This is a genomic window from Streptomyces sp. NPDC001914 (assembly GCF_042891215.1).
Lineage (GTDB): Bacteria > Actinomycetota > Actinomycetes > Streptomycetales > Streptomycetaceae > Streptomyces.
Genome location: NZ_JBIASW010000003.1, coordinates 367,255 through 380,325, shown reverse-complemented (window position 1 = coordinate 380,325; position 13,071 = coordinate 367,255). Strand labels below are relative to the sequence as shown.

The 13,071-nt window shown below is 73.1% G+C and carries 10 protein-coding genes; 6 read left to right on the top strand and 4 right to left on the bottom strand.

What is annotated here, in order from left to right:
- Window positions 1–124 precede the first annotated feature (124 nt).
- Complete coding sequence (locus ACFYYF_RS10965) at window positions 125–1,183, top strand: O-antigen ligase family protein (protein ID WP_388773686.1); 1,059 nt, start codon at window positions 125–127, stop codon at window positions 1,181–1,183.
- A gap of 172 nt (window positions 1,184–1,355) precedes the next feature.
- On the opposite strand, the gene ACFYYF_RS10960 is transcribed toward ACFYYF_RS10965, so the two are convergent.
- Window positions 1,356–1,901, bottom strand: coding sequence for a hypothetical protein (locus ACFYYF_RS10960; protein WP_361680757.1), 546 nt, complete (start codon window positions 1,899–1,901; stop codon window positions 1,356–1,358).
- A 213-nt stretch (window positions 1,902–2,114) separates the two neighbouring features.
- A complete protein-coding gene (locus ACFYYF_RS10955; protein WP_388773683.1) occupies window positions 2,115–2,900 on the bottom strand; it encodes a glutamate racemase in 786 nt (261 codons plus the stop codon).
- A 58-nt stretch (window positions 2,901–2,958) separates the two neighbouring features.
- On the opposite strand from ACFYYF_RS10955, the gene ACFYYF_RS10950 reads away from it, so the two are divergent.
- Window positions 2,959–4,134, top strand: coding sequence for a glycosyltransferase (locus ACFYYF_RS10950; protein ID WP_388773680.1), 1,176 nt, complete (start codon window positions 2,959–2,961; stop codon window positions 4,132–4,134).
- A gap of 7 nt (window positions 4,135–4,141) precedes the next feature.
- Here the strand turns inward: ACFYYF_RS10950 and ACFYYF_RS10945 are convergent, their stop codons facing one another.
- Complete coding sequence (locus ACFYYF_RS10945) at window positions 4,142–5,470, bottom strand: TerD family protein (RefSeq protein WP_388773677.1); 1,329 nt, start codon at window positions 5,468–5,470, stop codon at window positions 4,142–4,144.
- Between the two features lie 280 nt (window positions 5,471–5,750).
- Between ACFYYF_RS10945 and ACFYYF_RS10940 the strand changes: the two genes are divergently transcribed.
- From ACFYYF_RS10940 to ACFYYF_RS10925, 4 genes are all read left to right on the top strand, one after another.
- Entirely contained in the window at window positions 5,751–6,176 is a 426-nt protein-coding gene (locus ACFYYF_RS10940; RefSeq protein ID WP_388773674.1) for a DUF6643 family protein, read from the top strand.
- Between the two features lie 45 nt (window positions 6,177–6,221).
- Window positions 6,222–7,046, top strand: a complete 825-nt coding sequence (locus tag ACFYYF_RS10935; protein WP_388773671.1) for an MOSC domain-containing protein — start codon at window positions 6,222–6,224, stop codon at window positions 7,044–7,046.
- 185 nt (window positions 7,047–7,231) lie between these two features.
- Window positions 7,232–7,837 (top strand): hypothetical protein, encoded by a 606-nt coding sequence (locus tag ACFYYF_RS10930; RefSeq protein WP_388773668.1) that lies wholly within the window; start codon window positions 7,232–7,234, stop codon window positions 7,835–7,837.
- A gap of 172 nt (window positions 7,838–8,009) precedes the next feature.
- Entirely contained in the window at window positions 8,010–10,439 is a 2,430-nt protein-coding gene (locus ACFYYF_RS10925) for a right-handed parallel beta-helix repeat-containing protein (RefSeq protein ID WP_388773665.1), read from the top strand.
- A 69-nt stretch (window positions 10,440–10,508) separates the two neighbouring features.
- On the opposite strand, the gene ACFYYF_RS10920 is transcribed toward ACFYYF_RS10925, so the two are convergent.
- Window positions 10,509–12,872 carry a hypothetical protein gene (locus tag ACFYYF_RS10920; RefSeq protein ID WP_388773663.1) on the bottom strand — a complete coding sequence of 788 codons (2,364 nt, stop codon included), beginning with the start codon at window positions 12,870–12,872 and terminating at the stop codon, window positions 10,509–10,511.
- Between the last annotated feature and the right edge of the window lie 199 nt (window positions 12,873–13,071).

The window sequence follows — 13,071 nt, the reverse complement described above, 5'->3', positions numbered from 1 at the left end:
CAACGGTCCCCAAACCGGCGGATCACCCGTTACGGTGTGGCCGAGCCTCTGACGTGCGGCCTGATGCGGTGACGGCGCCCGGGGCGGGCACAGGCGGGGGGCGACGGGGGTGGGTTCCGCGGGGATGACGTCCACGGCCGAAGAGGTGGCCACGGGCGAAAGACGCAGCGCGTCGGACGTCGTCGGCATGGTCGTGCTCGTGGCCTGCGCGGCCTGGTCGCTGATCACGGCCGCCGCGCACGAGGGCCGGCCCGAGGGCATGCTGCTCGCGGTGCTCGCCGTGACGGCGGGCTACGCCGCGGGGCGGATCTCGGGAGCGCTGCTGCCGGTGGCCGCCCCCTCGGCCGCGGCCGCGGCCGGACTCGGCCTCGCGGTCGCCACGCCCGGCCCGCAGATCAGTCTGCAGCTCGGCCACACCGGTGCCACCGCCGCCCTGCTCACCCTCTCCTGCGGCGCCGCGTGCTGCGCGGCCTGGGCGGCACGCGCCTCAGCCGTGCGGGTCGCGCTGCGGCTGTCGGCGGCCGGGACCGCGGTGACGGCGGCGTTCCTGGGGTCCACCACCGGAGTCGTCACCTGCACCGGGGTCCTGCTGTGTTCGCTCGCCACCGCCCGGGTGCGCCGCCGGGCCCTGGGTCTGACGGGGTTCGCGGCCGCCACGGCCCTGGTGACCGGAGCGACCTGGGCGATCGCCGCGGACAGGCTGCCGGGCGGACCGACCGCCTCGCTTGAGGGACTGCTCACCGAGCACCGCCTCCTGCTCTGGCACGACGCCCTGCGCATGGTCCGTGCGGATCCCGGGCTGGGGGTCGGGCCCGGCCGCTACGGAGAGCTCAGTCCGACGGTCGCCCAGTCCCTGCTGCCCGACGGCAAACCGCACTCCGCACCCCTCCAGCAGGCGGCCGAGCAGGGGCTGACCGGAGTGGTCCTGCTCGCGGCGGCGTTCTGCTGGGTCCTGTACGCGCTGCTGCGTTCGCCGCGCGCCACTCCGATCGCGCTGACGGCGGGCGCGGCCCTGACGGCGGTGGCCGCGATCGCGTCGATCGGCAACGCGCTGAGCTTCATGACGGTGACCGCCGGCGCGGGGCTGCTGGCCGGATTCGCGACGGCGCGGCCGCTCGCCCCGAGGCCCCCGGACGGCACGCCGGGCCCGGACGGGCACTCCGGTGGCCATCTCGATACGTAATCACGCCCCGGAACGGTACGTAAGGACACCCGGCGCCGGACCTCGGTGGTCACGTCGACGGGCGAGCAACGCCTGGGCCGGCGACCTCGACGGTCACCTCGGCAGGCGAGCGACACCCGGGCCGGCGACCTCGACGGTCACTTCGACCGGTGAGCGAAGCCCGGGCCGACCGTCAGCGCGGCACGCGGGTCGTGTCGGGGTGCAGCCGTCCCCGGATGATCCGGACCGCCGCCTCGGCGTTGTCCACGGTGATCGTGAACGTGTGGCCGTCGCCCAGGCGCAGCACCATGCCCTCGCCGCGCCGTACGACGACGGCGGTTCCCTGCTCGGGCCGCCAGCGGTACCCCCAGCCGCCCCACTGACGGGGGGTGACCTGGGGCGCGAAGTCGGCGCCGACGACCGTGGAGAGAGGGATGCGGCGGCGCGGCAGCCCTATGTGGCCGCAGCGCACCTCCAGACAGTCCTCGTCCAGCCTGACGGCGACGTGCACGAAGGCGAGCGTGCCGAAGAGGATGAGCAGTCCGGCGGCGATGCATCCGACGACGGACATGACCAGCGGCGCGGTTCCCGACGTCCAGCCGGAGGTGACGGCCAGCTGGATCCCGAGAGCCAGGCAGGCCATACCGCCCAGGGCGGGCAGCCACTGGACACGGTTCCTCGCACGCCCGGTCCAGATCGCCGGGTGCGGGGAGGTTTCGCCGTGGGGGTGGTCCCTCATGCCCATGAGAGTACTCAGATTCCGCTGTGCGGGCACCGGGTCGCGGAGCGTCACTCCGCCGGGTGGCCGACGATCGCACCAAGGGTGTCCCCGTGGTGACCGGACGTGCCCGTGGGGCGGGTCGCCGACCGTGTTCCACCGGGTGTCCGGAGCCGGCGTCCTCAAACGGGGACGGGTCCCCGGGGTGGTGCCGCGCGGGCGGGGTTCCGTCGCTCAGCGCGCGGGGCTGACGGCCGACAGGATGCGGCCTTCCTCGTAGGTGAGCGCCGTGGCGGGCAGCACGCCCTCGCGGCCGCCCTGAAGGACGGTGACCGTGGAGCGGGCGGGTGCCGTGGGGTCCGGGAGCTCGCCGATGCGGCGCAGTGCCTGGGCGGCGACCGCTCCGGCGGAACCGTGCAGGACGAGGGGCGGCCGGCCGGGGCGCTGGACGGCGGCGCGGATGCGTTCGGCGACGAGTTCGTAGTGGGTGCATCCCAGGACGACGGCCGTCACGTCGTCGGGGGTGTGCGCGGCGGCCGCCTCGATCGCCGCGTCGATGGCGGCCTGATCGGCGTGCTCGACGGCGTCCGCGAGCCCGGGACAGGCCACCTCGGTGACCGCCACTCCGGCGGCGAACTCCTCGATCAGTCCGCGCTGGTACGGGCTGCCGGTGGTGAGGGGCGTGGCCCAGATCGCGACGGGTCCGCCGCCCGCGGCGGCCGGCTTGATGGCCGGGACGGTGCCGATGACGGGCACCTCCGGTTCGAGGCGGGCGCGCAGGGCGGTCAGGGCGCGTACGGAAGCGGTGTTGCAGGCGACGATCAGGGCGTCGGGCCGGTGCAGCGCGGCGGCCTCGGCGACGGCGAGGGCACGCGCGGTGACGTCTTCCGGTGTACGGGGTCCCCAGGGCATGCTGCCGGGGTCGGAGGAGAGGACGAGATCGGCGTCGGGCCGCAGTCGACGCACCGCGGCGGCAGCAGCGAGCAGTCCGATTCCGGAGTCCATGAGCGCGATCTTCACCCGGTCACCATAGACGATCCGTGTTGACGGGCGTCCTGCGTGGGGCAGACTGCGGCGGGTGAGCGCCCTCGTGTGGATCGCCGTCGGATCACTGGCAGCGTGGCTGTGGCTGCTGCTCGGCCAGGGCTTCTTCTGGCGCACGGACGTGCGGCTGCCCGCCCGTCGTGAGCCGTCGGACTGGCCTTCCGTCTGTGTGGTGGTGCCGGCCCGGGACGAGGCCGCCGTCCTGCCCGGGAGTCTTCCCTCGCTCCTCGCCCAGGACTATCCGGGGCGGGCCGAGATCTTCCTCGTCGACGACGGCAGCTCGGACGGCACGGGCGAGCTGGCCCGCGCGCTGGCGCGGCGGCACGGCGGACTGCCGCTCACCGTGGGCTCACCGGGAGAACCGCCGGCGGGCTGGACGGGCAAGCTGTGGGCCGTACGTCACGGCATCGGTCTCGCCCGCGCGCGGGACCCCGAATACCTCCTGCTGACCGACGCGGACATCGCGCACGCTCCGGACAGCCTGCGGCTGCTGGTGGCGGCGGCCCGCACCGGCGGCTTCGACCTCGTCTCGCAGATGGCGCGGCTGCGGGTGGAGAGCCTGTGGGAGCGGCTCGTCGTGCCCGCCTTCGTCTACTTCTTCGCACAGCTCTACCCCTTCCGCCGCATCGCCGTGCAGGGCTCGCGGACGGCGGCCGCGGCGGGGGGATGCGTCCTGCTGCGCGCGGACGCCGCCGAGCGGGCGCGGATCCCGGACGCGATCCGGCACGCCGTCATCGACGACGTGGCGCTCGCCCGCGCCGTCAAGCGGAGCGGCGGCCACATCTGGCTGGGCCTCGCGGAGCGGGTGGACAGCGTGCGTCCCTATCCGCGGCTGCGTGATCTGTGGCGCATGGTCTCGCGCAGCGCGTACGCCCAACTGCGGCACAGCCCCGCGTTGCTGGCCGGGACGGTCGCCGGGCTCGCCGTGGTGTATCTGGTGCCGCCGGTCGCCCTCGTGGCGGGTCTCGCCGCGGGGGACGCGCGGGCGGCGGCCGCCGGTGGGCTCGCCTGGCTGGTGATGACGACGACCTACGTACCGATGCTCCGGTATTACCGGCAGCCCCTGGCGCTCGCGCCCCTGCTGCCGGTCACCGCGTTCCTCTATCTCCTCATGACGGTCGACTCGGCGGTGCAGCACTACAGGGGGCGCGGTGCGGCCTGGAAGGGCCGCACCTACTCGCGCCCCGGGGCGGCCCTCGACGAGAGCTGAGGAGGAGTCACTTCCGGCCGGGCGTCCAGTTCATGCCCCAGCCGTAGGCGTGGTCGACGGTGCGCTGCGGACTCACCCCGCGCGCGGGGATCAGGTACCGGGCCTCGCGCTGGACGACCAGGTCGGCGCCGTTGCCCGTGATGAGGGCGAGCGCGCAGACGGTGGAGGGCACGGTGCACTCGTCGAGCGAGAAGTCGATGGGCGCTCCGTTCTGCGGCTGGAGGGTGACCGTGGCGTGCAGATCGGCGAAGGAGCGCGCGCCTTCGTAGATGGTCACGAAGATGAGGAGGCGCCGGAAGTACTGCTTTTGATCGAGGTTGATGGTCAGGTTCTCGCCACTGGCCACGGCTCCGGTGCGGTCGTCCCCGTCGAGATGGATGAACGGCGGCTGGTGCAGGGCGCCGAAGGCGTTGCCGAGCGCCTGTACGACTCCCTTGCGGCCGTCGGACAGTTCGTAGAGCGCGCACAGGTCGAGGTCGAGGTCCGCGTGCATGGCGACGGCCCGGCCGCGTTTGCTGCCCCAGCCCGAGAACTGCTTGCGCACCTCCCAGTTGAGGTTCACGCGCATGGTGCCGCCCGTGCCGCCCTGCTTGGAGAGGGAGACCGAGGGCGCCTCCTTGGTCAGTGTGACCTTGGAGAGGCGGACGGGTGTCGGAGGGGCCGTCGGGGGCTGCGGGGGCATGGGGGGCTGCGGGGCCACGGGGGGCGGCACGGTGACCGGGAGCGCGACGGGAGGCGGGGAGCCCTGTACGAGGGTGGCGGGTCCCTGAGGCGCTACGGCGGGAGGCACGGCGTGCTGCGGTTCGTCCACCGTGATGCCGTAGTCGGTGGCCAGCCCTTCGAGGCCGCTTCCGTAGCCCTGTCCGACGGCGCGGAACTTCCAGGCGCCCTGGCGGCGGTAGAACTCGCCCAGGACGAAGGCGGTCTCCACGGTCGCGTCGGTGCTGTCGAAGCGGGCGATCTCCGTGCCGCCCTGCGTGTCGAGCACCCGGATGTGCAGGCCGGGGACACGTCCGAAGGAGCCGCCGTCCGCCGATGCGGCCAGGACCACCGTCTCGACGACGGGCTCCACGCGCGCGAGGTCGACGGACAGCGCGTCGATCACCTGGCCGCCGTCGTTCCGCTTGCCCTCGTGGCGCACGGCGCCCGAGGTGTGGGCCGGCTGGTTGTAGAAGACGAAGTCGGCGTCCGAACGGACCTTTCCGGCCACCAGCACAAGGGCGGACGCATCGACGTCGGGCACTCCCTGCCCTGAACGCCACCCCAATTCCACCCTGAGTGCGCTCGTCGGGACAGGAACATTGGATCCCTTAGGCATTGACATGTACGCCCCCATCACGTGTCTCCGCGCCGGTGCGAGTCCCGAACGGACCGCCGGCTCCGTTCCCGCCAAACCTAATCCCCAGGCCCGCCGACTCCCATGACTCTCACAGGAAGAGCCTGGTCAACCGCCGGTAACCCGCCCGAGGCTCGGCCTTTACACGATCTCAACCATCATCGACGTCCTTTTTTGCCAAGTTCGCTCGCATTGGGGATCCCGCGTCACCACGGACACCGAAAAACAACCCTCTTATCGGTCTCCCCAACCAGCACATCGTGGGCTTAACTTATGTGCCATGACCTCCCCCCGCTCCACCTATGGCGGCGGTTACTACTCCGCCTTCCCTGACACCCCGATCTACGACTCCCTCGTCGCCGAGCGGGGTACCCCTCAGATCGCCCCGATCCGGGTTCCCTCCGCCTACGACTCGGGCATGAGCAACAACCTCCCGGCACTGCCGTCCGCGCTCCCCGCGCTGCCGGCCGGCCCCTCCACCTACGGCTACCCGCAGGCCCAGCAGCCCTCTCCGCTGCAGCAGGCCCCCGCGCCGTACATCCCGCAGCAGGCCGGCGCGCCCCGGGGTTATCCCAGCCCGCAGCCGCAGCAGCCCCGCCCGATGTCGGCCGGCACCGGCTTCGAGGCCATGCGCCCCGCGGCTCCCCGGCCCGCACCGGCTCCTTACCAGGACCCGTACAACGGCCAGCAGTACCGCGGGTACTGACCACCCCGGACCGGACTGTCGGTGCTGCCTGGCACCATTGCGGTCATGGGGAACGCGGTACTGCACTCGATTCACGTCCATCCGGTCAAAGCCTTCCGGAGCACTTCGCTCCAGGAGGCCGAGGTCGAGCCCTGGGGGCTGGCCGGAGATCGACGCTGGGTCCTGATCGACGACGGGGGAAAGGTCGTCACGCAACGCGAGCAACCGCGTCTGGCGCTGGCCGCCGCCGAGACACTCTCCGGCGGCGGCCTCCGTCTCTCCGCCGAGAACCGCGAGCCGGTGACGGTGCCCGTACCCGAACCCATCGGTACGACCACGGTGGAGATCTTCGGCGACAAGGTCGAAGCCGTCCTCGCCGACGCGGCCGCGCACGACTGGTGCAGCCGTTACGTGGGCGCCGACGTGCGCCTCGTCCACATGGACGATCCGGCCGTCCGCCGGCCCGTCGACCCGGAGTTCGCGCTGCCGGGAGAGACCGTCAGCTTCGCCGACGGCTATCCGCTGCTCGTCACCACCCTCGGATCGCTGGACGCGCTCAACTCCCTGATCGCGCAGGGCGACCGGCCCGAGGAGGGCCCGTTGCCGATGAGCCGTTTCCGGCCCAACGTCGTCGTGTCCGGCACCGGCGCCTGGGCCGAGGACGACTGGTCGCGGATCGCCATCGGGGAGGTCACCTTCCGGGTCACCAAGATGTGCGGGCGTTGCGTCGTCACCACGACCGACCAGGACACCGCCCGGCGCGGCAAGGAGCCCCTGCGCACACTCGCCCGGCACCGGCGCTTCGGCGGAAAGCTGATGTTCGGAACGAACCTGGTGCCCGAGACGCGCGGCTCGCTGCGGGTCGGCGACCCGGTCACGGTCCTGGCGTAGCCCGCCCGATGACATCCCGCCAGAGCCCGGATGCCGGGAACCCTCGGCCCGGGCGGGATCGTTGAGTCTGTGGGAGATGTTCATGAAGGGCCCTGGGGGAGGGTGATGTCGGCCTCTCTTCCCGGACCTAGCGCGTGAACGGCTCCGCCGCTGGAAATCACGGAGGGGGAAGGGGGTGCGGGACGGTGCGCGCGATCATCGGTCTCTGGCGCTGGCGGCGCAATCCGCTGCGCCGCACGACAGATCTCGTGGAGGCCTGGCTCGCCCTGGCCGCGCTCCTGCTCGTCCTGTTGGCGGCGCCCCTCGCCGGAGCGGCCGTCGGTGTCTCGGTGCAGGGGACACTGCACAAGGCCGTGCGCGACCAGCGCAAGGACCGGCACCATGTGGCGGCCGTCGTCGTCAAGAAGCTGTCACGGGGCCCGCTGGCTCCCGACCCCGAGACCCCGTCGGGACGGGACGCGCACAGCCGTGTCGTCGCCGACTGGACCGCGCCCGACGGCACCCGACGGCGCGGCACGGTGATCGCCGACCTCAAGTCACCGCTGCCGGGCGACCGGTTCTCGATCTGGACCGACCGGCACGGCCGCGTCATGGGCCGCCCGCTGGACCGGGCCACCGCGACCGCGCACGCGGCCCTGGCCGGTTTCGGTGCCGCGGTGCTGTCGGCCGGACTCCTCGAAGGGGGCAGACGGTTGATCCTGTGGCACATGATCCGCCGGCGTCACGCCCGATGGGACCGGGCCTGGGCCAAGGCGGGTCCCGACTGGGGCAAGGCAGACACCGGTAGCTGACGGCCTTGCCGCTCCGGTCAACCGGGCGCCCCCGCGCACGCTACGGTGGACCGGCCGAACTGTTCGGCACCGTCGTGAGAGGCTGTCCGGCAGGGACAGGGATCTCTGCCGACGAGGCATCGGCACGACCTCGCAGGACCCGCGTACGACGAGGTGGGGGCACAACAGCGCCATGGCACAGGGCACGGTCCAGGTGACGCACACCGGAACCTCGCGGTGGCGGCGCCGCACGGGTGAGTACGCTTCGCTGGCCGCCGCCCTGGAGGCCGCGGCCGAAGGTGACGTGCTGACCGTCGCTCCCGGCACCTACCGGGAGAACCTGGTGCTGGAACGCGCCGTGACGCTGCGCGGCCCCGAGGGCTCCCCCGGCTCCGTACGGATCGCGCCGGTCGACGGCGTGGCGCTGACCGTACGCGCCTCGGCCGTCGTCCAGGACCTGCACGTGGAGGGCCAGGACTCGGCCTCGCCCGCGCTGCTCGTCGAAGAGGGCACGCCGGAGCTGCTGGACATACGGATCGTCACGCGCTCCGCGGCCGGGATCGAGGTCCGCGGGGGCGCCCGACCGACCGTGCGCCGGTGCACCGTCGACAACCCGGCGGGTGTCGGCATCGCCGTACTGGACGGCGGCGGCGGGGTGTTCGAGGAGTGCGAGGTCGTGGCGGCCGGTCAGTCGGGGGTCGTGGTCCGCGGGGGCGCACGTCCGCGCATCGAGCGCTGCCGGGTGCACCACACCTCCGGTCCCGGGCTGTCGGTGACCGGCGAGAACTCCTCGCTGGAGGCGGTGGGTTGCGAGGTGTACGAGGTCAAGGGCTCCGGGGTACAGATCACCGCCCGGGCCACGGCCCATCTCACCGACTGCGACGTGCACCGGACGACGGCGGACGGTGTCACCCTCGACACCGACGCCGTGCTCACGCTCGCCGACTGCCGCATCCACGACATCCCGGAGAACGCGGTCGATCTGCGCTCGCGCTCGGTGCTCACGCTGACCCGCACGAGCGTGCGGCAGTTCGGCCGCAACGGCCTGTCGGTCTGGGACCCGGGCACCCGTGTCGACGCTAACCAGTGCGAGATCTTCGACAGCACGGGCGACTACCCCGCGGTGTGGGTGAGCGACGGCGCGACCGCCGTCCTGGACTCGTGCCGGGTGCACGACGTGCCGGACGCCCTGTTCGTCCTCGACCGGGGTTCCCGCGCCGACGTCGTCGACTGCGACATCTCCCAGGTGCGCAACACCGCGGTGTCCGTGAGCGACGGCGCGACCGCTCAGCTCGACGACTGCCGCATCCGGGACGCGGCCACCGGAGCCTGGTTCCGCGACCACGGCAGCGGCGGCACCCTGTCCGGCTGCGTCATCGACGGCACGCAGACCGGCGTGATCGTCACCAAGGGCGCCGATCCGGCCTTGGAGCGCTGCACGGTCACCTCCCCCGCCGAGGCGGGCTTCTACGTCTCGGCGGACGGCCGGGGCAGCTTCACGAACTGCCGGGTGGCGGACAGCGGCGGATACGGCTTCCACGTGATAGACGGCTGCCGGTCGACCCTGCGCAAGTGCCGCACGGAGCGATGCGCGCGCGGGGGCTACGAGTTCGCCGACGCGGCCTCGGCCCCCGGCTCGGGACCCGTCGTCGAGGACTGCACCGGCGACGAGAGCGCGTCGCTGCGCACCCCGGCGCACGAGGCGGCGGTCGAGACCGCGTCCTCGTCCGTGAGTCTGCTCGGGACGATTCCCGGTCAGCGCGTCACCGGGCGGGAACCTGTCGCCACCGGTGCGGAGCCCGCTCCCCAGGCTCGCGGCTCGAAGATCGTCCTCGGTGAACTCGACACCCTGGTGGGCCTGGACAACGTCAAACGCGAGGTGCGGGCCCTCACGGACATGATCGAGGTGGGCCGTCGCCGGCAGCAGGCGGGCCTCAAGGCGGCCTCGGCACGGCGCCATCTCGTCTTCACCGGCTCCCCCGGCACCGGCAAGACCACCGTCGCCCGGCTGTACGGCGAGATCCTGGCCTCGCTGGGCGTGCTGGAGCGGGGACACCTGGTCGAGGTGTCCCGGGTGGACCTGGTCGGTGAGCACATCGGATCGACCGCGATCCGCACCCAGGAGGCGTTCGACCGGGCGCGCGGCGGCGTGCTGTTCATCGACGAGGCGTACGCGCTGTCACCGGAGGACTCGGGCCGCGACTTCGGGCGTGAGGCCATCGACACGCTGGTGAAGCTGATGGAGGACCACCGGGAGGCGGTGGTGGTGATCGTCGCCGGGTACACCGCCGAGATGAAGCGGTTCCTGTCGGTCAACCCCGGGGTGGCGTCCCGCTTCTCACGGACGATCACCTTCCACGACTACATCCCCACCGAGCTGCTGCGGATCGTGGAGCAGCAGGCCGAGGAGCACGAGTACCGGCTGGGCCCGGGCGCGCCCGAGGCGGTCCTGAAGTACTTCACCTCCATCCCGAGAGGGCCCGCCTTCGGCAACGGCCGCACGGCACGGCAGACGTTCGAGGCGATGGTGGAGCGGCACGCGGGCCGGGTCGCCAAGCTGGACGAGCCGAGCACGGACGACCTGACCCTCCTGTACGCGGAGGACCTGCCGGACCTGCCCTGAGCGCCCTTTGTGCACAGGACCTGCCCTGAGCTTCCTGGGACCGGTCTCTCGGATGAAGCCCTGCAGGCGTCAGCGGGGTCGCTGGCCCGGGACCTCGGGCAGCAGCCGCTCCAGCAGGAGTTCCCGCTCTGCGGCGAAGACCGGGTCGGCCTGGTAGTCGGAGTGGCCGAGGACCGGCGCGGGCAGCGGCTGCCGCTCGGTGCGCCCGTAGGCGAGCGGGTCCAGCAGGGGCTCGTGGTCGACCTCGGGACCGCAGTCGCCGGGCAGCCGCACGGGACCGCCGATCGGGTCGGTGCGCCGGTACAGATTGCGCCAGCAGGCGACGTCGCGGTGCAGCGAGGCCAGCGCGGCGGGTCCGAAGTGGGCCGGGAACCAGCGTCCGTAAAGGCGCTCCAGCGGTGATCCGTAGGTGAGCAGCGCGATCTTGGCGCGGACCGGGGGTGTGAGCTGCCAGGCCGCGGCGGCCGCCAGCACACTGCCCTGGGAGTGTCCGGAGAGCACCAGTCGTCCGCCGGTCGCCCGGGTCCAGGTGGCCATCCGCCAGGTGAGGTCCGGCACCGCGCGCTCGGCGTAGCAGGGCGGCGCGAAGGGGTGCGCGGCGCGCGGCCAGAAGGTGCCGACGTCCCAGAGGATGCCGATGGTGCGGCGGGCGGCCGCGTCCTTGTAGGCGCGCCGGCCCCAGGTGACGAACAGGATGAAGCCGAGGCCGATCAGCCAGGAGCCCAGGGCCTGCGCTGTCTCGGCCGCGCCGTGGACGAAGCCGTTCGCTCCTCGGGCCGCCTCGCTCGGGGTGTCGCCGGTCGCGAGGGCTCCGGCCAGGGCGCAGGCGCCGAGCAGCAGGGTCACGGACGACAGGACGCCGACGATGAGCGGTGCCAGGTCGGTGAGGGAGGCCATCGCGCGGGTGCTCGCGATGCGTCGGGTGCGGGCGGCGTCCCTGGGCTCGCCCGGATACTCGCGCTCGACGGCGTGCATCTCCAGGCGGCGCAGTCGCCAGGTGCGCCGGGCGAGCCGGGCGACGAGGGCGATCAGGACGACGAGCAGGGGCGGAATCACGGAGGCCTGCCAGGTCAGCAGGACGGGCGGGCCGGGGATCGAGTGGCGGGTGCCGTCCAGCCAGTCGGCGACCCGCTGCGACACTCCTCCGGACATCACTCCGCCGAGCGCGCAGCCGAGCATGGCGACGGCGGGTCCGGCGAAGCCGCGCATCGCGGTGCGCGGGCCGGGGTCACCGTCCGGGCCCGGGCCGGGATCCACGAGCCGCGGCGCCGTGCGGTACAGGGCGCGGGCGACGACGCACAGGGCGATCACGAGCAGACCCTGTACGAGGGTGAGGCCGCCGAAGGTGGCGTCGCCCGGCAGGCGTCCCGCCGCGTGCCAGTGGGGGCGTGACCAGCCGGCGTACACCTGGGCGAGGGCGAGCAGGGCGACCGCGCCCAGCGGAAGCCGGCGCACCAGCGCCCGATCGCGTCCGTGGTCGATCCGGTTCTCGCTGCGGCCGCGCCGGCAGACCACCCACAGCACAACGGCCCCGCCCGCCACGAGCATTGCGTTCAGCAGCCAGCCCGACGCCTCCAGCAAAGGGGCCCCGCCGGGGCCGCGGTCGTGGCGTGCGGCCGGGGAACCCACGGCCGCGGCGACGGTCAGGAATCCGGCGGCGGTGTGCGCGGCGCGCAGCCGGGCCACCAGACGGCGCCCGTACCAGAAGCCGGGGCGGCCGAGTCCCGTGCCGTCGGTCTCCTCCTCGGGTTCGGCCGCGCGGGCCATCGGCTGCTGCGACTCGTACGCGCTCCACGTGCGGTGGGAGAGGTACCAGAGGAGCGTGGTCAGCGCCGCCGGCACCAGCGCGGCCAGGGCGAGGCGGCGGCCGGGCTGACTCCACCAGCCGGCGTCGGGCCGGTCCGGGGAGAGGAAGCCGAGCCAGGAGTGGTTGCGCACGCACAGACGGGTGCCGGCGCACTGCCAGGCGGCCAGGTCGAGGGCGACCTCGCACGCCGCGGCGACCAGCAGCACCGTGAGGGTGAGCCCGGCCAGCCGCACGAGCAGTCCGTACAGGCGCACCGTACGGCTGTGACCGTGCGAAGCGGGACGCATCCAGTGCGCGAGGTTGACCACCATGAAGGGCAGGAGGAGGAGCCACAGGGCACGGGCTCCGTTGCCCGACGTGAGGTTGCACCACACGTACGCCTCGCGCACCGGTCCGACCCGGGCGTTGCCGGGGCGCTCCTCGGCGTCGGTCTCGTCGGCGCGCCGGAAGACGGCGGCCGTCGCGTCGCCGGTGATCCGGACCGTCCGCGGATCGTCCAGCATCTCCTCCGGCGTGGTGCCGCCCACGCCGTGGACCAGGAGTTCCAGGGCCGTACCGGCCGCTTCGGGCCGCTGTGCGGGGCTGCCGGGCTCCCCGTCGACGGCATGTTCCCGTGCACGTTCCACTGTTCCGCACTTCCCCGTGCCACGCGTGTCTCAGGTGTCGTGTGCGGGCACAAGGCTCTCGCGCTCCGGCCGTCGTGCGCACCCGAAGGCACCAAATCTCCCCGATACGTGTGAACGCCGCGGCACAGGAGGGGCACAGCGGGCGCCCGGGCAGTGGCGCGGGCGAGGGTGTCCCGTGCGAGGATGGGTCGTCCTCCAG

Excerpts from the sequence above, each read along its gene's own strand:
- ACFYYF_RS10965 (WP_388773686.1), top strand. The coding sequence starts at position 125 with ATGACGTCCACGGCCGAAGAGGTGGCCACGGGCGAAAGACGCAGCGCG.
- ACFYYF_RS10960 (WP_361680757.1), bottom strand. The coding sequence starts at position 1,901 with ATGAGGGACCACCCCCACGGCGAAACCTCCCCGCACCCGGCGATCTGG.
- ACFYYF_RS10945 (WP_388773677.1), bottom strand. The coding sequence starts at position 5,470 with ATGGGGGCGTACATGTCAATGCCTAAGGGATCCAATGTTCCTGTCCCG.
- ACFYYF_RS10940 (WP_388773674.1), top strand. The coding sequence starts at position 5,751 with ATGACCTCCCCCCGCTCCACCTATGGCGGCGGTTACTACTCCGCCTTC.
- ACFYYF_RS10935 (WP_388773671.1), top strand. The coding sequence starts at position 6,222 with ATGGGGAACGCGGTACTGCACTCGATTCACGTCCATCCGGTCAAAGCC.
- ACFYYF_RS10925 (WP_388773665.1), top strand. The coding sequence starts at position 8,010 with ATGGCACAGGGCACGGTCCAGGTGACGCACACCGGAACCTCGCGGTGG.